Source organism: Microbispora sp. H10830, assembly GCF_014161375.1.
Taxonomy (GTDB): Bacteria; Actinomycetota; Actinomycetes; order Streptosporangiales; family Streptosporangiaceae; genus Microbispora; species Microbispora catharanthi.
In genome coordinates this window covers 137247-156021 of the sequence record NZ_JABBWX010000018.1, presented here as the reverse complement: position 1 = coordinate 156021, position 18775 = coordinate 137247, and the positions used below count along the sequence as shown (strand labels likewise).

Below are 18775 nucleotides of genomic sequence, written 5' to 3'. Positions count from 1 at the left end.
TTCTCACCTTCGAGGTGAAGGCGATCTGCCTGGGCGTGTCCCAACCGCGCCGCGTTCTGGTACGGATCGGGTCATAATGGCGGCGCAAGGACCTGTCGCCGAGCTCCCGACCGCTGGAGGAGACCGTGCCGGGCGAGTCCCTCCGTACGGCCCTTGACGAATCTCGTGGTGTGGCCGACGGGGCCCGGCGAGGCTCAGGGGGCGGCGAGCCGTCCGGTCGACCACCCTGCGCCGAGCGCGTTGACCCAGTTGTTGGGATAGGGGTAGAAGACGGCCGGCGGCAGGCCCGGCACGCCGTACGCGTTCAGCACCCTGATCGAGGCGTCGAGGCAATTGTTGCCGATGCCGGTATAGCCCGCTGTGGCGTTCCCGTTCGCGGCCGTGGTCGCCGCGCCGACCGCGCTGCCGGCAGTCTTCACGCACTTGTACGTCGTGTATCGATGGGCGGGAACGGGTTGCTTCGCCGTCGCGGGGAAGTGCGGCTGGGTGGTGAAGTCGTTCAGCATTCTCGCGAAGTCCCCCTGGGCCTTCCACGCGCCGTTGAAGGCGGGCGCGTAGATCTGGTAATCCCCGTTGGGGTTCTCGGTCGAGCCGTAGATCCACTGGTCGGTGCCGGCGACGGCGAAGCCCCATCCGATGTGGCCCACGTTGCCGAGCAGGGGGACAGGCGCCCCGTCGGGCTGGAGGAACACGCAGGCCTGGCCGGGGCCCAGGGCCTGAGCGGGCGGCAGGGGAGCGGTCATCAGGACGGCGGACGTCGCGAGCGCGCTGAGGCAGACGGTGGCGGCGCGGGCCGCCGATCGGCAGGTGTCCATGTCCCTCACGATGAACGTCGATCTCCGGTGGGTCATGTCAGGTGAAGAACCTAGGTTCAAGAGAGGGATGCCGATGAGGGCGGGTGAGGCCGCCGACAACTCGGCGCGCGCGGAACGTGTCCTGCTGACGGCGTTCGTGCTGTTCCGCGTGGGCGGTCTGGTCCAGCTCCCTCCTGCGCTGCTGACGGCGTTCGGCCACTACAGGCTGCCCTGGGGGGCGGTCGGGTTGGCGCTGCTGCTGGTGGCCGAGGCCGCCGCGATAACCATGTGGTTCATACGCAGGAGGGCGATGCCCGTTCCCGCCGTGCTGCTCGATGTCGCGTTCTGCTGCGCGGGCCTGCTGGCCGGCGGGCCACTGCTCGCGCCGGAGGGCAACCACACGTGGGCTTACTACATGTACCCCTTCTCGCTGCTGGCCGCGGTGGGCGTCGGTGTCGCCCTTGTCCGGCCGATCCCCATGCTGGCGGCCACCGGCGCTCTCGCGGCGGCCTATCTCGTCGCCCAGTTCGCGTTCATCGGGGGGTCCGGGTTCAACGAGGTGCCCAACACTCTCAGCTACTTCGTCAACAGCGCGATGGCCTGGCTGCTCGCGCGGGAGCTGAGGCGTTCGGGCCGGGTCGCGGACGAGGGCTGGGCGGTCGCGCTGGCCAGGGCGGAGGAACTGGCCCGTGACAGAGAGGCGAACCGGTACAGCCGTATGCTGCACGATCGGGTGCTCCAGACGATGGAGATCCTGGTCAGCAGTGGGGAACTCGACTCGACGCGGCTCGGCGAGCAGCTTCGCGCCGAGACCCGATGGCTGCGGACCGTGGTGGAAGGCGGCGCGGCCGAGCAGACGGACGACATCGTGGGCGCGCTGCACCAGGTGGTGTCCGAACACACCCGGCGAGGCCTGCACGTCGACCTGACCGACGCCCGGCTGCGCGGCAGGCGAGATCTCTGCCGGCAGGTGGCGCCGGAGGTCGTGGCCGCGGTCGCCGGCGCGGTGCGCGAACTGCTGACCAACGTGCGCAAGCACTCCGGGGTCAGCGCGGCGGTCGTCAGCGCGGGGTTCGAGGACGGCGCCCTGCTGGTGAGCGTGGCCGACGACGGAGTGGGGTTCCAGCCGGACGAGCGGCGCGGCGGCACCGGGCTTGCCCGGTCGGTCCGGCAGCGCCTGGAGGAGGTCGGCGGCGCGGTGGCCGTGGAGAGCGCCCCCCAGGCGGGGACGTACGTCGAACTGGTCGTCCCCGTGCAGGTCCCCGCCCCGCGGGCCGCAACCGCCGTTCAGAAGTGACACCACAGCATGTGGTCGCACTCGCCGTCCGGGGAGACATGCGGGAGTCGTCATGACAGGCGCGCCGCGGACCGAATTCCGGCCCGCGGCGCGACGCCTCGTGGCGGTCAGGTGGCGACGAGGACCGAGGGGCTCATGAAGCTCCAGCTGTACGTGTACGGGTGCCCGGGGTCGTAGTTGCCGGAGGCGTACTTGCCGTATGGGTCGTTGACCAGGAAGTTGCCGTTGTCGTCGTAGCCGACGATCACGGCGTAGTGGCCGCTGCCGCCCAACTGGTAGGTGCCGCCCGCGATCACGAAGTAGCCCTTGTCGATCTCGCCGCGGACCCAGGCCTGGAGGTTCACCCCCGCCGCCGGCTGGTGCGGGTACGCCCCGTTCCGCTGCAGGAACGTCAGCAGATAGCTCAGGTATCCGTAGCCGTCGTCGCCCACCACCCAGCCGTAGGCGCCAGGCCACCAGTTGCCGTTGGCGTCGGGTGCCGTGTAGTTGAACCTCGTCTTCCCGTCAGGCGAGGTGAACTCCCGGGTGATGTAACCGCCGTAGGGCGAGGTGTGGGCATACGGGACGCTCACGTTGACGGGGAACTGGTTCTTGAGCTGGTATCCGGCCAACGCCATCACGGCCGAGGTCGGCGCGCAGGCCCAGTTGCCGTTGAAGGCGTCCTCGGTGTCCCAGAGCTGGTGGATGTACACGCTCGACAGCGGCATGTGGACGGCGTTCGCGCTGAGCGCGGTCGCGGGGGCCGCCGCTCCCTTCGTCGTGCCGGTCTTGGCGGCCGGCATGACCTTGGCCCTGTCGGCGAGCGTGACCTTGGCGGCTCCCTCGGCGAACGCCGAGTTCAGCGTGGCGGCCGACAGCGGGCCCGGCGACGTCGAGGCGGACGCGTCGACCATGCGGACCCCGTCCCTGGGAGAGCCGAGGGCCAGCCTGCCACCGCGCAGGCTCCTCATCTGGTACGCGGCGGAGATGCCGTCCACCAGCCGGGTGCGCCCGCCGCCGGCGACGTCGGCCGTCCAGATGCCGTTCACCGCCGCCGAGCGGGCCTCCGACGCCTTCTTGCCGGCCTTCGGGTCGGGGCAGGACTGCGCCTCGTACGTCACCGTTGCGCCGTCCTCGCTCCACAGCCCGTCGCGGTAGTGCAGGGTGCGGTCGGTGCCGAACCGCCGCAGCCGCTCGCCCGTCGTGCTGGCGAGGTCCAGCTCGCTGGTGCCCGCGCACATGTCCTTCGCGTCCGTGGACACATAGCTCACCCGCTGCTCGCCGTTCACCAGCGGCAGGCGGAAGCGCGAGTAGATCTTGTGTGCGGCGATGTCGCTCTTCAGCACCGGTGACACCTGCCCCGTGGCGAGGTCGAGCCGCATGAGCGACTCGGCGTAGAAGACGTCCGCCTTCTCCGGCCGGGTGACGACGAACAGCGAGGCCCCGTCCGCGGTCCAGCCGAGGACGCGCACGTCTCGGCCGGGAACGGTGGCCACCACGGGCCCGGCGTCCGTGGCCGTGCCCACGCGGATTGCGCCGGACGTGGTCTGATCCTCGGCCGAGGCGAGCCTGTCCCCCGGCCCGAACACGGCCGAGGTGACCGGGGCGGACAGCAGCTGCCGGGTGGAGCCCGTGGCGACGTCGAGCACCGACAGGCCGCTGCCGCGGTGGCTGTCGAAGTCGGGGATGACCGTGGCCCGCGCCCCGTCCGGGCTCAGGGCGGCCTCCACCGTGTTGGCGAGGTCGGTGACCGGGAATCGGGCCTTCACGACGCCGTCGACCAGCACCTCGTACTGGCGGCCGGCGAGGCGGGTGGACAGGGCGCCGGGCGAGGTGGTGTCCGGTGAGGCGGACGTGGGTGCGGGGGTCTGGTCCGCCATCGCCGGCAGGGACGGCGTCAGCACGGCGATGCTCGCAAGCGCGCCGGCCGCGAGAATCCGGTTGGTGGGTCGCCTGGTCATGATTTCCTCCGTCAGGACGTCGGGTGGGATGGCTCAAGCGTCCTGTTCGAGAGGGCGGCGCGGAATTTCCCAAAAACGCCGAGGAGAGATGCACTCTTGACAAGCGGGGTTATGCGTACAAACCATCGACAGGTCAGGCGATAAGCCCCAATATCAATGCATGATTCGCGTTGGGATCGTCGACGATCACCCGGTGGCACGACACGGGGTGGAACATATGCTCGCGGGCGCCGAGGGCGTCCAGGTCGCGGCGTCCGTGGCCGACACCGGTCTGCTGCCGCCGCTCGACCGGTTCGATGTGGTGGTCCACGACCTGTACCTGGTGGAGGAGGGGCCGGCCATCGAGGCCGTGGCCACCCTGAGCCCGGTGGTGCCGGTCCTGGTCATGTCGGCCTCGCGCCGTCCCGGGGACGTGCTGGCCTGCATCCGTGCGGGGGCCAGGGGATACGTCACGAAGGACGCGAGCGGCCCGCTGATGTTGGCCGCCGTGACGACCGTCGCCGCCGGCGGGTTCGCGTTGTCTCCCCACCTGGCTGACGCGCTGCTCGCCGACCTCGCCGCGCTTGCCGAGGCTCCCGAGGAGGCGGGGGAAGCCGCGCGGGGGCAGGCGCCGGTTCCGCTGTCACCCCGCGAGGAGGAGACCCTGCGCTGGATCGCGCGTGGGCAGACCCACAGTCAGATCGCCCGTCGGATGGGGATCAGCAAGGCCACCGTCGACTCCCACGTCGAGCGCATCCGCGCGAAGCTGCACGCGGGCAACAAGGCCGACCTGACCCGGTCGGCGCTCCAGCGTTTCGGTGACGATCTTTAGGAGGCCCCGCCCCGGTCTCGCCGCGCCGCCGCCTCCCGGACCGGAGCCATCATGCGACGCACCCCTCAAAGGAGGTGGTGCGAAGGCACCACATGGGAGTCGGCCGGCAAACCGGCGATGACGGCCTTGACCGTACTCCTGTGCCCGGTCGCGAGGACCGGGCACAGAAACGCCGGGCGGCATCGGACAACGCCGCGTAGTCGGCCTCGCACACCCTCGCCGTTCACCTTTGCGTCCGCGGTGGTGGCGCGGCCGGTAGCTCAGCCGGGGCAGGGCGAGCAGCCACTCCTCAAAGTCGTCGCATGCGTGCTGTGGCGTCTCGCGGAGTTCGATCTGCCGGGAGCGATCGCATTCGCCGCCGTCCCGGCGGCGGTACGTGCTCGCCTCCCTGGTCATCCGGTGGAGCGTGGGCGAGGCGGCTGTGCGGCGGTCCCTGCTCTCCCCTCTCGCCGCGCTGCTCCTCGGCATCGTGTACGCGCTACTGCGCGACACGTCGGAGGTGGTCCCCCCGATCCACTGCGGCGCCTTGACCCTCGCCGTACGCCCTCTCGGCCGCGTCCGCCGTCCGAGGCCGCTGTAGGGCAGGTTGGCCCTGCACGCCGCGAAGATCGGGATCGCATTCGCGGGGCACTATGTGAATAGCCCTTAGGGTTCTCCTGTGACTGAGGAATTCCGCCTTGTGCCTATTACGCCTGCCAACGTCGAGACGGCTATTGCTGTAAAGGTCCGCCCCGACCAAGAACGCTACGTCTCGCCTGTGGTGAAGTCGCTGGCCGAGGCTTACGTGCATCGGGAGGTGGCTTGGCCACGCCTCATCTTCGACGGCGACCGTCCCGTGGGCTTCCTCATGGCCTTCCTGGATATCGACTGGGACGGAAAGGGCGTTGACTTCCGGTCCGGCTTGTGGCGGCTCAATGTGGTGCCTGACGCGCAGGGGCGCGGAGTCGGTCGCTTCGCCGTCGAATCGGTGGCCGCCGAAGTGAGGCGTCGTGGCGGCACGCAGATGTATGTCACGTGGGAGCCGGGAGAGGGCGGGCCCGAGGGCTTCTATCGGAAGCTCGGGTTCCAGCTCACAGGTGAGGAGAGCGGGGGTCAGACGGTCGGGGTATTGGATCTGGCGAGCTTCTCCTGAGACCAGAGTTGACAAGACGGCACGATCACCAGTCGTTCGCTGCTCGCCGCCGGTCTCTTATACGGGTTCTCCTCACGCCGGCTCCCGCGATGGTTGAGAGTTCTCCCGAGCCGCCGTCTTCGGAGCAGGTCCGGTGAGCCCATGCCCCTTTTGTCTCATTGGCGCCGGTGACGTAGACGGGGAGCTCGTCGCCTACCGCACCGCCAACGTCTTCGTCCTGCCCGTCCCTTGGCAGCGAGCAAAGAACCTTGGTCACTGTCTCGTGCTTCCGACTGCTCATGTGACGAGTCTCCACACTGCCCCTCGCGATCTTTTGGCTGAGCTGTTCGATGTGGTCGGCCAAGTGACCGCGGGAAGCGTTCGGAGCACCTGGGAGCATGGTTCTGCAGAACGACAACATCCCAGGCCAGACGCTTTCTCATCTCCACGTTCATGTGATCCCGCGTTCCCCCGATGACGGATTCACCCTCCCAGACCCGGACAAGATCGAGGTGTCCTTCGAGGTCCGAGCGCAGCAGGCGGCTCAGCTCCGCAAGGCGCTCAGCAAGCGATAGTCGAGAAACCTCAAGAGCGGACGTTTCCGTCCGGGTTGAGCTCGATGGGCCGGGGTTGAGGAACGAAGTCCCGGACCGCGATCGCCCCTCGCTAGGGCTTGTCTCAAAGTCGTCGCGCAGTAGGGCAGGTGGCTTCGAGACAGGCCCTATTCGCGATTTGGCCAGATCGGGCCCTGGTCGGTCCAGATGACGCCCTTGTTGCGGCACAGGCAGAAGGGGTGGCCGATCGGGTCGGTGTAAACCCGCCAGCCGTAGCCGTTGGGGCCGATGAAGTCCTGCTGCAGCGACGCACCGAGGTCGAGGACGCGGCGCTGCTCGGACTCGATCTCGTCCACTTCGAAGTCGAGGTGGAACTGCTTGGGGTGCTCGCTGTCGGGCCACTGCGGAGCGCGGTAGTCGTCCACCCGGATGAAGGCCAGCTCGATCTCACCGAACTTGATGCCGGCCCAGTTCTCGTGGCTGCCTTCCTTGATCGGGCGACCCGTCACCTCGGAGTAGAAGGCCGCCAGCTTCATCGTGTCCGGGCAGTCGATGATGAAATCGGTGAGTCGCAGCATCCCGCGATCCTGTCACAAGATCAAGGACGCCTAGGGGCTGTGCCCCAGCTGTCCTCTCTGTGGACGCAGCGGTGGGGCGGCCGCAGCGCGTTCCTGGCCGGCGGGTGAGGCTTGGTACGGCGAGCGCTGCGTGCGGCGGCGCGGAGCGCCGTCGCCTTGATCACTAGGGCGCGGGCTCGGGTGCTGGAGTCCGGGCGGCCGTACCTGGTCCTGGAGTCCGACGAGGCGGACGTGACGGTCTCGACCACCGGGGCCGGATCGGTCCCCGCGGACGACCTGGACATCGCGCGGGAGATCTTCAACGCCGCCGCGCGGTACCCGGCCGACTGCGAGCGCACATACGCCGAACACGCCCAGGCCGCCGACTCGGCGGCTTGACTCACGAGCGGGGCCGCTGGGACGTCTCCACCACCCAGACACCGCCGTGGTCTTCCGCCCGGCCGTCATGCTGACCCCGCCATCGTCACCTCGTGATCTGGCTGTCCCGCCTGTTCGGCGGGCTGGTCCACGTGATGGTGCGGCATCCGGTCGCGGTGGCCGTTGAGTTGGCCGGGTGGGACAGTGAGCACTATGAAGACTGTCCTTAATGTCATCTGGCTGATCTTCGCCGGCCTGTGGCTCGCATTAGGGTACGTCGTGGCGGGGATCATCTGCTGCGTCCTCATCGTCACCATCCCGTTCGGCATCGCGTCGTTCCGGATCGCGGGCTACGCGCTGTGGCCGTTCGGCCGGACCGTCGCCGACAAGCCGTCCGCCGGCGCGTGGTCGGTGCTCGGCAACGTCATTTGGCTGCTCGTCGCCGGGATCTGGTTGGCGATCGGGCACATCGCCACCGCGATTCCGCTGTTCATCTCGATCATCGGCATCCCGCTGGGGATCGCGAACCTCAAAATGATCCCGATCTCTCTGATGCCGCTGGGCAAGGACGTCGTTCCCGTAAGCCGCGGATAGTGACCCGTGACGACAAGTGGGTTTTCTCGGGGATCAAGCGCGTCCCGTGCCCGGGAACGACCGACCTGCCGAATAGCCGAAATTGTCGCTGACGGACTCACGGTATCGGGATCCGGGCGCCCACTTTGACGGCTATTAGGACATCGTGGAGATCAGTTTCGAGTCCCCGGGCAGGCGAGGTCCTCCTGGCCTTCCGGATTAAAAGCTCGGCCGATCATCGTTCAGAACAGCAATGCAGGGTCAGCGGGCCTTCTCGGTCCGTCTTCAACTGTCCTGGACGGTCCCGTACTGCAACCCGAAGTGCCCGCGGCGCTCCGTTGGGCAGGGGGCCTGAGGCACGAAGCCTGGCCCGTCGATCGCACTCAGCCATCTACGGCGGGCAACCAGGATGGAGCGATCGTAAGGCCGGTACCTACGACGGCGCCCTCCAGCAAACCCAACACTGACATCGTTTCAGCCTCTGAACCGGCCGGCGAGAGGTCTCAACGGTTGGGCAGTGTTGGATGCGGGGCGCTGGGAACGATGCCGATCATGTCGTTGGTGATGGCCCATCGTTCGTGACCTCGCCAGGCGCCGTCAATGAAAAGCAGATCCGGTGAGTAACCCTCGTAGCGGAAGCCGTGGCGTTGGACCAGTTTGATGGACGCCTGGTTATCGGGCCGGATCTGCGCTTCCAGCCGGTGCAACCGTAGCTCCTCAAACGCATGACGCAGCACCAGGCCAAGACCTTCTGACATGTTTCCCTGACTAGCGTAGGGCGCGAAGGCCGCGTAGCCCAGCGAGCCGCTTTGGAAGCGTCCGCGAATGATGCTGTTGATGTTGACGTTGCCCGCGATGGCACCCGTGTCGCGCAGACAGACCAGTAAGCCTTCGGCGGATTGTCCCTCATCGAATCGGCCAAGGAACGTTTGGAACGCCTCCGGTGTCGCGGGCAGGGACATCCTCGGCTGGTGCAGGTCGACGCTGGCATGGACCCGTTCGAGAAACTCATCTTGATCGAAACTGCTGATCCGACGCAAAGTAACGCGTGGGGAGCGCCCCAGGTCTTTCGCTGGTCCTGCTGTTTGCTCGGCTTCTTCGATCCTGCTGTTCTCAACCACGGACGAGACGCGATCGCGATCGTGACAGGCGTCTGTCCTGGCGCGATAGATCTGGTTCGGCCGACGTACTTTCTGCGTGCATCGAGATCCAGCCCCCTCTCGCGCTGCCCTTGACATTCCATTGGCTTCGGGTCAGGCCTTCTCTCGACGTTCAGCGCGGCCCGAGCACGGGCGCCCGCGAGAACGGCCCCCAGGCCGCACGCGCAGCGGGCGGCCGAGCGCAGGGCCGCGCCGGCGGCGCGGAGCGCCGCCCTTGATCGCGATAATTCGGCGGTGGCGGGCCGACCTGCTCGGTAACGGTGTCTCGTGTCGGTGGAGGCCAGGGCTTACCGGCTGCTTCGGGCCGTGCTGATGACGGCGGCCGACGAGGATCACATCATCCCGCGCAACCCATGCCGGATCCGCGGGGCTGGCGACGTTCAGACGGGCACGCAACGGGCACGCGGCTGAGGCTGCTGCGCTCGGCTTGACGCCGCCGCCTCGTCGGCGTTCGCGCTGATCACGATGTCTCTCAGTGCTCTCGCGCCCTGAGGGCGACACGCACCCGGCCGTTGACAGGGCGGATGCCTGTTCTCCTCGACCCACAGGCGCCTGGGTGGAGCTTCGATCTCGACGCGGTCTCCCCAGTGCCTGTAGAAGCTGGTCCAGTTCATCGTGCGCACGTTCTCCGCCTCAAGGGCGTCCCAGGTTAAGGAGGCGGTGAAGCGCCGCGGCAGATTGTCGGGGCCGACCCATAGCCTCCACCTGATTCGCCCTCCGGGCTCTGACCCTTTCTTGAGTCCGAACAGGATGCCCGCTTTACTCGGCCGAAGCTCCGGCACTGTGACAACACCGGCGTACAGGATGGTCGGCACGCCGTCCACCCTTCCGCCGGAGGTGCCGGAATCGGCACCCGGGGCGACCAGTTGGAGGAACCCTGGGTTGAGACCCTCGACGAGCGCGTTCGTCCGCGGAAGACGCGCATCCCGCGAGTGAACCCACTTCTTTCCTGGTGGAATGGACGCGGTCGCGCTGACCTGCACGTAATTGTCCCTGCCGATGGTGATCAGGCGCATGCTGCTCGTACCGAAAGTGAGCTTGCTGACCTCCGTGATGTCGGAGCGGGATATCCCCGAGCGTGCGAACCGGTAGACACCCTTGGTGGTGGTGATTTCCGTAAGACCGACCCAGAATGACCTGTCCCGCGCTTTCGTGGATACGTGCACGCCGCTCCGGTTCGCGAACTGCTGCTCGACGGCACTCCTGACGGAAGCGAGCGAGTGGCCGGCCCGGACGACCGGCGTGACCGATGGCACGGTTTCGACCTTTGGCAGTGAGACGACCAGTGACATTGCCAGGACCGTCTTCAATCCAATCACGACTCGATCGTCCGTTGCGGTTGTCTCGGTGGGGTCACCATCACGTTGCGAAGAATTCCAGCGGCATGGATCGTCCCCAGGCGGCACGCTCAGTCCTGGGTGACCTGCAAGGGTTGTCTCGCTGGTTCAACCGACACAAAGACAGGCGGAGCGGCTACTTGACCAGCCCCGTCCCTTCAGGGATGACCTGGACTTTCGTGTGTGGAGCGGGTGACGGGAATCGAACCCGCGCTGTCAGCTTGGGAATAGGCTACTGATCTTGCCGTGCTGAGCTGGGAAAACAGGGGTGCAGGTCAGGGCTGGCCGAGCGACTGTGAGTACCCATCAGCGACCGCAGATCTCCACCTGTCCTGGCATGCATCTGGCACGTGATCAAGGCTGTGGTCTGGCCGCTTACCTCCCTGGGCTCGCGTTGGTCATTCAAGTCGAGCAGGGAGACAATTTCTGACGTGTACTCCATCTACCAGGACGTAAACGACGCCGGGCGGTTTGCTGCCCAGATCTACCGGGGGCTGCGTGAGGGCGACCTTGGTGCGGAGTCGGTGGTCGAGCTTGCGTGCCTGATGGAGGAACTCGATGTAGGCCGCCCTCCGGTGAGAGAGATCCTGGAACGCCCGACAGCGGAGTTGACCTCCGAGGAAGTGGCTCAGCTCGGGCGGGAACTGCTTACGGCGACTGGCTTCGATCGCCTGTGGGCCACGCTGGAGACAGCAGTGAAGGTCGTGCAAGGCGATGTCCGCGCCTCAGGTATCGATGCGGTGCTGGAGATCACGCTTCCGGACTGGGATGACAGCGGCTGCGCGCGGGTGGGGTGCTGCGGAGGTTATGGCGGCCCTCCCATCTGGCTGAGCAGCGGTAGAGACGCCGGCGTCGCGCTTGTGGAGATCGCAGACGCGGTTCAGAACGACATCATGGAACACATCTGGGGAGTATGGCCGACCTGTCCCGAGCACCGGCTTGGCTTACACGCCGCCTTGGTGGAGGGAACTCCAGTATGGCAATGCGCGGGCACGGGCCTCCACACTGCGGCTGCCATCGGTGACCTTGGCCTGAGCGCTCGACAAAGGCATTCTCACCGGTCGAAGTGAGGAGACGTATGAGGCACGGTCATGTGCAAGGCCGTACGTTGACCTGGGCCTTCGTATGTGGAGCGGGTGACGGGAATCGAACCCGCGCTGTCAGCTTGGGAAGCCTTTCAAGATCTTGCTTTCTGACCTGGAAGAACGTTGACCTGGACGTATGGCGGTCGAGTCACCGTGAGTTCCCGGCAGTTCCCTCTGGTCGCCGACCGAACGGGCACGCAACGGGCACGCCGCGCCGCGTCCCTGCCGCCAGCGATATCGCAGGCGTAGACTCGGGGCATGAGCGCCGGGCATGCGCATGAGGAGCTTCATCACCTGGTTGACCGGCTGTCGCCGGATCAGGCGGGTCGGCTGCTGCGGTTGGTCAAGACAGACCCGGAACTCGCTGAGGCCGCGAACGAAGGTCCGTCGGAACCGGTACGGCGTCGCCGACTGTCGATCGCGGGAATCGGCGCATCCGGAGAGGGCGATCTGTCGGAACGGGTCGAAGATCTGCTGGCGGAGCGATTCAATCGGTCGGTGTGACCGCTACGCTCCTGGACACAGGGCCACTGATCGCCGTTGTCGATCGCGATGACAAGCACCATGCCTCATGTGTGCGTCTCCTGGAGCAGTTGGAAGGGCCGTTGCTTCTTCCTTCGACCATCCTGATCGAGGCTGGTTGGACGATCAACAGGCACATGGGACCGGTCGTACACGCGCAGTTCCTTGATCTCGTCACGGAGGAGTTCGAACTGGTCGATCTGCTTGCCGCTGACGTACGACGTATGGCCGAACTCGTCCGGCTTTACAAAGATGCTCGTCTCGACCCTGCCGATGTGTCCGTGGTCGCAATCGCCGAGCGTCTGGGAATCACACAAATTGCGACGATTGACCGGCGCGATTTCGGCCTGATCCGGCCCCGGCATGTGGCCGCGTTCAGGCTGCTGCCGGAGGTGCTCGCTTAGATCTTGGAGCGGGTGACGGGAATCGAACCCGCGCTGTCAGCTTGGGAAGCTGATGTTCTGCCATTGAACTACACCCGCGTGACCGGCTGTGGAGCCCGTCGCTGCCCCTACTGTAGCGGATTCGGGGCGTGCTCCTGCAGTCCCGACGCGAAGATCCCCGATCCCCCCGGTCAGAGGGCCCACTAGCCTTGCATCCGTGCTGCTTTCCGATCGTGACCTCCGTGCCGAGATCGAGTCGGGCAGGGTGAAGCTCGACCCGTACGACCCGGCGATGATCCAGCCGTCCAGTATCGATGTGCGGCTGGACCGCTACTTCCGGGTGTTCGAGAACCACCGCTATCCGCACATCGACCCCGCGACGGAGCAGCCGGACCTCACCCGGCAGGTGGAGCCGGACGGCGACGAGCCGTTCATCCTGCACCCAGGGGAGTTCGTGCTGGCCAGCACGTACGAGGTGATCAGTCTGCCCGACGACATCGCCTCGCGACTGGAGGGCAAGTCGAGCCTGGGCCGGCTGGGCCTGCTGACGCACTCGACGGCGGGCTTCATCGACCCCGGCTTCGAGGGGCATGTCACGCTCGAACTGTCCAACGTCGCCACGCTGCCGATCAAGCTGTGGCCGGGCATGAAGATCGGTCAGCTCTGCATGTTCCGGCTCAGCTCGCCCGCGGAGTTCCCGTACGGCTCGGACCGGTACGGCTCGCGCTACCAGGGGCAGCGGGGCCCGACCCCGAGCAGGTCGTTCCTGAACTTCCACCGCACCAAGATCTGAAGCGACTCAGGCAACAAGTGTGTTACGGGGGACGTTCCGGGCAGCGGGAAGGGGAAGAGTAGGTTACAAGCGGGCTTGCATGGCCTGAACTTCGCATTTCCACTGGTAACCCGTACTCTTCTCTGCGGACCGTCCCCGCACATCTGGAGAAACGACGTGCGCCTGCGTCTCACGCCCCGTGAGGACAGCTACTACGACTTGTTCGCCGACTCGGCGAACAACCTCGTCACCGCATCGCGTCTGCTGGTCGAGATCATCAGCGACGGTTCGGACCGGGAGGGTCTGGCCGAGAAGATGCGCGCCTGCGAACACGCGGGCGACGAGCGCACTCACGCGATCATGAACCGCCTCAACGAGAGCTTCATCACGCCCTTCGACCGCGAGGACATCTACCGCCTCGCGTCGAATCTCGACGACGTGATGGACTACATGGAGGCCGCGGCCGACCTGATTGTCCTCTACCAGATCGACCACCTCCCCAAGGAGGTCGTACGCCAGGTAGAGGTCCTCGAACGGGCCGCCGAGCTGACGGCGGACGCGATGCCGCGTCTGCGTTCGATGCAGCACCTCAACGAGTACTGGATCGAGATCAACCGGCTCGAGAACCAGGCCGACCAGGTCTACCGCAGGCTGCTGGCGAAGCTGTTCAGCGGCGAGTACGACGCCCTGACCGTCATGAAGATGCGAGAGGTCATCGAGCAACTCGAGCTCGCCGCCGATGCCTTCGAGCACGTCGCGAACACGATCGAGACGATCGCGGTCAAGGAAAGCTAAGTGGAGCTCGCGCTTGTCATCGGCGTGATCGTCATCGCGCTGGCGTTCGACTACACGAACGGTTTCCACGACGCGGCGAACGCCATCGCCACCTCTGTCTCCACCCGCGCGCTGACGCCGCGGATCGCGCTCCTCCTCGCCGCGGTGATGAACTTCATCGGCGCCCATCTCGGCACCGCGGTGGCCCACACCGTGGGCAAGGGGATCATCGACGCTCCTGACGGCACCCACGGGCTGCTCATCGTGGGCGGCGCACTCATCGGTGCGATCGTCTGGAACCTCATCACCTGGTACTTCGGCCTGCCGTCGTCGAGCAGTCACGCCCTGATCGGCGGGCTGTGCGGCTCCGCCATCGCCGCCAGCGCGACCGTGCACTGGTCGGGGGTGGTGGAGAAGGTCGTCATCCCCATGATTTTGTCGCCTGTCATCGGGTTCATCCTGGGCGGCATCATCATGACCATTCTTCTCTGGATCTTCCGCAAGTCCAACCCGCACCGCACCAGCCGGGGGTTCCGGTACGTGCAGCCCGTGTCGGCGGCCGCCATCGCGCTCGGCCACGGGCTGCAGGACGCGCAGAAGACGATGGGCGTGATCTTCCTGGCGCTCGTCGTCGGCGGATACGCCTCACCGCAAGGCGGCATTCCCGAGTGGGTCATCACGGCCTCGGCCACGGCGATCTCTCTCGGCACGTACTCCGGCGGCTGGCGCATTATGCGGACGATGGGCAGGCGGATCATCCACCTGGACCCGCCGCGCGGTTTCGCGGCCGAGACGGCGGCGTCCTCGGTCCTCTACGCCGCCGCCATCGGGTTCGGCGCCCCGATCTCGACCACGCACACCATGACCTCCGCGATCATGGGTGTGGGCGCCACGCGGCGGCTGTCTGCCGTGCGGTGGGGCATCGCCGGCAACATCGTGACCGCGTGGGTCCTGACGATCCCCGCCGCGGCCATCGTCGCCGCGATCGGCTACTTCATCCTCAACCTCGTCCTCGGATAGAGGACGCCTCTACACGAAGCGGGCCGGCCCCCGAAGGGGACCGGCCCGTCGGCGTTCAGCGCCGGTACATCACATCGGTGCTCCACCGCGTGAACCCGAGCGACTCGTACAACCGGACCGCCGCGGTGTTCTCCTCGTCCACGTAGAGCATGACCTGGGCGAGGCCGAGCGCGCGCAGGTGCGCGAGCCCGGCGAGCGTCAGCGCCCGGCCGAGGCCCGTGCCGCGCTCGCCGGGCGCGACCCCCACCACGTAGACCTCCCCGATCGGCTCGTCGCCGCCGTGCACCTTGGTCCAGTGGAAGCCCGTCAGCGCGTCTCCCCGTACGGCGAGGAAGAATCCGGCGGGGTCGAACCACGACTCCCGCTCCCGCAGTTCGAGGTCGGCCGGAGTCCAGGAGCCCTGCTCGGGGTGGGTGGCGAAGGCCAGCGCGTTGAGCGCCAGCCACGCCTTCTCGTCGCGTCCCGGCTCGAACGTGCGCAGCCGTACGCCCTCGGGGAGGGCGGCGGCGGGCAGGGGCTCGGACAGCGGGCGGCGCATCTGCCACAGGGAGCGCACCCGGGCCAGGCCCGCGCTCGCGGCGAGACGGGCGGCGCCGGGCAGGTCGCCGTGCGCCCACAGGCGCAGCCTGCCCCCGCTCGCCTCCAGCGCGTCGCGCAGCAGTCGCCGGCCCAGACCGCGCCTGCGGAAGGCGGGATGCACCACGAGTTCGCCGCTCGGCCCCTCTTCCGGGTCCGCCGGATCCAGGTGGGCGAAGCCCGCGACCTTTCCGTCCTCATACAGCAGCACGGCCCTGGCGCCGTGGTCGCCGCCGTGCCGCACCTGGAGCATCACATGCTCGTTGAGCGGAGCGACACCGTCGGCCTCGGCGGCCGCCTCCACCAGGGCGAGCACCGCCGCCACCTGCTCGTCATCGAGCCGTTCCGTGATCTCCACGCGTACGTCCATGTCTGGCACGATAGGTGAAGGCTTGGCGATTCCCCTACCGGGCTTCGGCAATAGACGCCATGGGTTCCCTCCCTGAATCGTTATCTTTGCGCCATTTCCTGCTTAGATCCCCGCTCTACTGTCGGGGGTCATGACCCGAGCATCCCTGACGCGACTGGCCGTCGCCGGCGCCGCCGTGGTGGGCGTCGCGGCCCTCACGATGGGCACGGCCGCCGCATCTCCCGCTCCCCAATCCGGCAAGCACGACAAGAAGCCCGGTCCCTCCGTTCCCGTCCGGTTGCTGACCATCAACGACCTCCACGGCAACCTGGAGCCCCCGACCGGGTCCAGCTCCCGGATCCTCGACCCGAACGGCGCGAACACCGACACCGACGGCTCGCTGACCGGCATCGCCGGCGCGAAGTACTCGATCGCGGGCGGCGCGTCCTACCTGGCCGCCCACCTCAAGCAGCTGCGCGACGCCGACACCCTCCTGGTGGCCGCGGGCGACCTCATCGGCGCGTCGCCGCTGCTGTCCGCCGCCTACCACGACGAGCCGACCGCCGCCCTGCTCGACAAGCTCGGCCTGGTCGCCTCCTCGGCCGGCAACCACGAGTTCGACGAGGGCATCGACGAGCTCAACCGCATCATGAACGGCGGCTGCCACCCGGTCGACGGCTGCTCCCCGGCGGGTGAGTGGAAGGGCACGAACTTCGACTATCTCGGGGCGAACGTGCTCAAGGAGGGCAGCGGCGACTACGCCCTGCCGCCCTTCTACGTGAAGAAGATCAACGGGGTGAAGATCGGCTTCATCGGCCTGGTGACCCAGACCACTCCGAACATCGTCACCGCCGCCGGCATCAAGGGCCTGCAGTTCACCGAGGAGGTCGCGGCGGCCAACAAGGTGTCGAAGTACCTCGCCAAGCACGGGGTCAAGGCGCAGGTCGTGCTGGTCCACGAGGGCGACAACATCACCCCGAACCAGGACCCCAGCTCGTGCCCCGTCATCCCCGGCAACGGCACGCGGATCGCCACGGGCCTCGACCCGCAGATCGACCTGGTCATCAGCGGCCACAGCCACCAGGCGTACGTCTGCAAGGTGAAGGACCCGGCCGGTCAGGACCGCGTCTACACGCAGGGCTCGTCGTTCGGCCGCGCCATCACGCAGATCGACTTCCGGGTCGACCGCAGGACCAAGGACGTCATCCGCTCCAGCGTCGTCGCCAAGAACAACGTGGTGACCCGCACCGTCACCCCGGACGCCGACACCGAGGCGTACATCAAGACCTGGCAGGAGCGGGTCTCGACCGTCGCCAACAAGCCGATCGGCAAGATCACGGCCAACATCGGGCGTGGCGGCAACGTCGGCGAGACCGCGCTCGGCGACCTGATCGCCGACGCGCAGCTCGAGGCGACCAAGGACGGCGGCAACGCGGAGATCGCGCTGATGAACCCGGGCGGCGTCCGCACCGACCTGACCTACGCGCAGAGCGGCTCCGAGGGCGACGGCGTCGTGACGTACGGCGAGGCCTTCCAGGTGCAGCCGTTCAACAACCTCATGCAGGTCGTCACGCTCACCGGGGCCCAGCTCAAGGCGCTGCTCGAGCAGCAGATCTGGAAGGTCGACCCGGCGACGGGCGGGATCACCCAGCGGATCCTCCAGCCGTCCTCGTCGCTGACCTACACCTTCGACACGACGAAGCCGGAGGGCTCGCGGGTCTCCGACATCAAGATCAATGGCACCGCGGTGACCGACACCCAGCAGATCCGGGTGGCCGCCAACAACTTCCTCGTCGGCGGCGGCGACGGCTTCAGCGTCTTCACCAAGGGCACCGACCTGTGGAGCGGCCCGCTGGACATCGACGCGTTCGTCGCCTACATGGGCGCGCACTCGCCGATCGCTCCGCCGGCCACCGGCCGGATCAACCTCGTCCGGTGATCGACTGAAAAGCGATGGCCCGCCCCGTCAGGGGTGGGCCATCAGCGTCTGGCGGGTTCGGCCTCGTTCTGTTCGCCGCGGTCGGGGACGAAGCGGTAGCCCACGTTGCGGACCGTTCCGATGAGCGCCTCGTACTCGGCGCCCAGCTTGGCCCGCAGGCGCCGTACGTGCACGTCCACGGTGCGGGTGCCGCCGAAGTAGTCGTAGCCCCAGACCTCCTGCAGCAGCTGGGCGCGGGTGAAGACCCGGCCCGGGTGCTGGGCGAGGTATTTCAGCAGCTCGAACTCCTTGAAGGTGAGGTCCAGCGCGCGCCCGCGCAGCCGGGCCGTGTAGGTCGCCTCGTCGATCGACAGGTCGCCGCTGCGGATCTCGTCGGGGACCTCGTCGGCGGCGGCCAGCGACAGCCGCCCGACCGCCATCCGCAGCCGGGCCTCGACCTCCGCCGGCCCCGCGGTGTCGAGGATCACGTCGTCCACACCCCACTCCGCCGTCATCGCCGCGAGGCCGCCCTCGGTCACGATCGCCATCAGCGGGCAGGTGACGCCGGTCGTGCGCAGCAGCCGGCACAGGCTCTTGGCCTGCACGAGCTCACGGCGCGCGTCCACCAGGATGGCGTCCGCCGGGGGCGTGTCGATCAGCGCGGAGGCCTCGGCGGGCGCGACCCGCACCGAGTGCAGCAGCAGTCCGAGTGCCGGGAGTGTCTCCGCCGACGGCTCCAGAGCGTTGGTCAGCAGGAGCAGATTGCTCACATGAGCCTCCTCGCACCATGTCGGCTCGGCGCCGTTTGCAGCACTGGAAACCGCGACAGCCGTACAAACACGTAAGGACCCGGGGGCCACATCG

At 67.5% G+C, this 18775-nt stretch carries 20 protein-coding genes and 1 tRNA gene; 13 read left to right on the top strand and 8 right to left on the bottom strand.

Annotated elements, in window-relative coordinates; all coding sequences use genetic code 11:
• Positions 1 to 194 precede the first annotated feature (194 nt).
• Positions 195 to 815 carry a hypothetical protein gene (locus HHX35_RS35445; RefSeq protein ID WP_182902988.1) on the bottom strand — a complete coding sequence of 207 codons (621 nt, stop codon included), beginning with the start codon at positions 813 to 815 and terminating at the stop codon, positions 195 to 197.
• 73 nt (positions 816 to 888) lie between these two features.
• Here HHX35_RS35445 and HHX35_RS35440 point away from each other — a divergent pair, with 73 nt between their 5' ends.
• Positions 889 to 2091 (top strand): sensor histidine kinase, encoded by a 1203-nt coding sequence (locus HHX35_RS35440; RefSeq protein WP_182902987.1) that lies wholly within the window; start codon positions 889 to 891, stop codon positions 2089 to 2091.
• Positions 2092 to 2198: 107 nt separating this feature from the next.
• Here the strand turns inward: HHX35_RS35440 and HHX35_RS35435 are convergent, their stop codons facing one another.
• Complete coding sequence (locus tag HHX35_RS35435) at positions 2199 to 4031, bottom strand: C39 family peptidase (protein WP_182902986.1); 1833 nt, start codon at positions 4029 to 4031, stop codon at positions 2199 to 2201.
• Positions 4032 to 4191: 160 nt separating this feature from the next.
• Here HHX35_RS35435 and HHX35_RS35430 point away from each other — a divergent pair, with 160 nt between their 5' ends.
• The 3 genes from HHX35_RS35430 to HHX35_RS35420 all read left to right on the top strand — a co-directional run bounded on the left by HHX35_RS35430 (position 4192) and on the right by HHX35_RS35420 (position 5974).
• On the top strand, positions 4192 to 4842 hold the full coding sequence (locus tag HHX35_RS35430) for a response regulator transcription factor (protein WP_182902985.1): 651 nt from the start codon (positions 4192 to 4194) through the stop codon (positions 4840 to 4842).
• A 376-nt stretch (positions 4843 to 5218) separates the two neighbouring features.
• Positions 5219 to 5422 (top strand): hypothetical protein, encoded by a 204-nt coding sequence (locus HHX35_RS35425; protein WP_182902984.1) that lies wholly within the window; start codon positions 5219 to 5221, stop codon positions 5420 to 5422.
• Between the two features lie 78 nt (positions 5423 to 5500).
• Positions 5501 to 5974, top strand: a complete 474-nt coding sequence (locus tag HHX35_RS35420; protein WP_182902983.1) for an N-acetyltransferase — start codon at positions 5501 to 5503, stop codon at positions 5972 to 5974.
• A gap of 700 nt (positions 5975 to 6674) precedes the next feature.
• Here HHX35_RS35420 and HHX35_RS35415 read toward each other — a convergent pair.
• The gene (locus HHX35_RS35415) at positions 6675 to 7085 is read right to left on the bottom strand and encodes a VOC family protein (RefSeq protein ID WP_182902982.1); all 411 of its coding nucleotides are present in this window, start codon (positions 7083 to 7085) and stop codon (positions 6675 to 6677) included.
• 156 nt (positions 7086 to 7241) lie between these two features.
• Here HHX35_RS35415 and HHX35_RS35410 point away from each other — a divergent pair, with 156 nt between their 5' ends.
• Both HHX35_RS35410 and HHX35_RS35405 read left to right on the top strand, forming a co-directional pair.
• Positions 7242 to 7463 carry a hypothetical protein gene (locus HHX35_RS35410; protein WP_182902981.1) on the top strand — a complete coding sequence of 74 codons (222 nt, stop codon included), beginning with the start codon at positions 7242 to 7244 and terminating at the stop codon, positions 7461 to 7463.
• A gap of 192 nt (positions 7464 to 7655) precedes the next feature.
• Entirely contained in the window at positions 7656 to 8036 is a 381-nt protein-coding gene (locus tag HHX35_RS35405) for a YccF domain-containing protein (protein WP_182902980.1), read from the top strand.
• 482 nt (positions 8037 to 8518) lie between these two features.
• Here the strand turns inward: HHX35_RS35405 and HHX35_RS35400 are convergent, their stop codons facing one another.
• Both HHX35_RS35400 and HHX35_RS35395 read right to left on the bottom strand, forming a co-directional pair.
• Positions 8519 to 9136: a GNAT family N-acetyltransferase gene (locus HHX35_RS35400; protein WP_310739519.1), complete on the bottom strand. Its 618-nt coding sequence runs from the start codon at positions 9134 to 9136 to the stop codon at positions 8519 to 8521.
• A gap of 419 nt (positions 9137 to 9555) precedes the next feature.
• Entirely contained in the window at positions 9556 to 10467 is a 912-nt protein-coding gene (locus HHX35_RS35395) for a hypothetical protein (protein WP_182902978.1), read from the bottom strand.
• A 476-nt stretch (positions 10468 to 10943) separates the two neighbouring features.
• On the opposite strand from HHX35_RS35395, the gene HHX35_RS35390 reads away from it, so the two are divergent.
• The 3 genes from HHX35_RS35390 to HHX35_RS35380 all read left to right on the top strand — a co-directional run bounded on the left by HHX35_RS35390 (position 10944) and on the right by HHX35_RS35380 (position 12523).
• A complete protein-coding gene (locus tag HHX35_RS35390; RefSeq protein ID WP_182902977.1) occupies positions 10944 to 11582 on the top strand; it encodes a hypothetical protein in 639 nt (212 codons plus the stop codon).
• Between the two features lie 273 nt (positions 11583 to 11855).
• On the top strand, positions 11856 to 12101 hold the full coding sequence (locus HHX35_RS35385; protein ID WP_142620856.1) for a hypothetical protein: 246 nt from the start codon (positions 11856 to 11858) through the stop codon (positions 12099 to 12101).
• Positions 12098 to 12523 (top strand): type II toxin-antitoxin system VapC family toxin, encoded by a 426-nt coding sequence (locus HHX35_RS35380; protein WP_182902976.1) that lies wholly within the window; start codon positions 12098 to 12100, stop codon positions 12521 to 12523. The genes HHX35_RS35385 and HHX35_RS35380 overlap by 4 nt, the downstream gene beginning before the upstream one ends.
• A gap of 4 nt (positions 12524 to 12527) precedes the next feature.
• On the opposite strand, the gene HHX35_RS35375 is transcribed toward HHX35_RS35380, so the two are convergent.
• A tRNA-Gly gene (locus HHX35_RS35375) sits at positions 12528 to 12601 on the bottom strand.
• A gap of 118 nt (positions 12602 to 12719) precedes the next feature.
• Here HHX35_RS35375 and dcd point away from each other — a divergent pair.
• From dcd to HHX35_RS35360, 3 genes are all read left to right on the top strand, one after another.
• Positions 12720 to 13295, top strand: coding sequence for a dCTP deaminase (gene dcd, locus HHX35_RS35370; protein ID WP_139580718.1), 576 nt, complete (start codon positions 12720 to 12722; stop codon positions 13293 to 13295).
• Between the two features lie 156 nt (positions 13296 to 13451).
• Positions 13452 to 14069: a DUF47 domain-containing protein gene (locus tag HHX35_RS35365; protein ID WP_030510423.1), complete on the top strand. Its 618-nt coding sequence runs from the start codon at positions 13452 to 13454 to the stop codon at positions 14067 to 14069.
• On the top strand, positions 14070 to 15068 hold the full coding sequence (locus HHX35_RS35360) for an inorganic phosphate transporter (RefSeq protein WP_139580717.1): 999 nt from the start codon (positions 14070 to 14072) through the stop codon (positions 15066 to 15068).
• 55 nt (positions 15069 to 15123) lie between these two features.
• Here the strand turns inward: HHX35_RS35360 and mshD are convergent, their stop codons facing one another.
• Positions 15124 to 16014 carry a mycothiol synthase gene (gene mshD / locus HHX35_RS35355; protein ID WP_182902975.1) on the bottom strand — a complete coding sequence of 297 codons (891 nt, stop codon included), beginning with the start codon at positions 16012 to 16014 and terminating at the stop codon, positions 15124 to 15126.
• A 130-nt stretch (positions 16015 to 16144) separates the two neighbouring features.
• On the opposite strand from mshD, the gene HHX35_RS35350 reads away from it, so the two are divergent.
• A complete protein-coding gene (locus HHX35_RS35350) occupies positions 16145 to 17932 on the top strand; it encodes a bifunctional UDP-sugar hydrolase/5'-nucleotidase (RefSeq protein WP_182902974.1) in 1788 nt (595 codons plus the stop codon).
• Positions 17933 to 17973: 41 nt separating this feature from the next.
• On the opposite strand, the gene HHX35_RS35345 is transcribed toward HHX35_RS35350, so the two are convergent.
• Positions 17974 to 18681, bottom strand: a complete 708-nt coding sequence (locus HHX35_RS35345; protein WP_142564892.1) for a response regulator transcription factor — start codon at positions 18679 to 18681, stop codon at positions 17974 to 17976.
• Positions 18682 to 18775 lie beyond the last annotated feature (94 nt).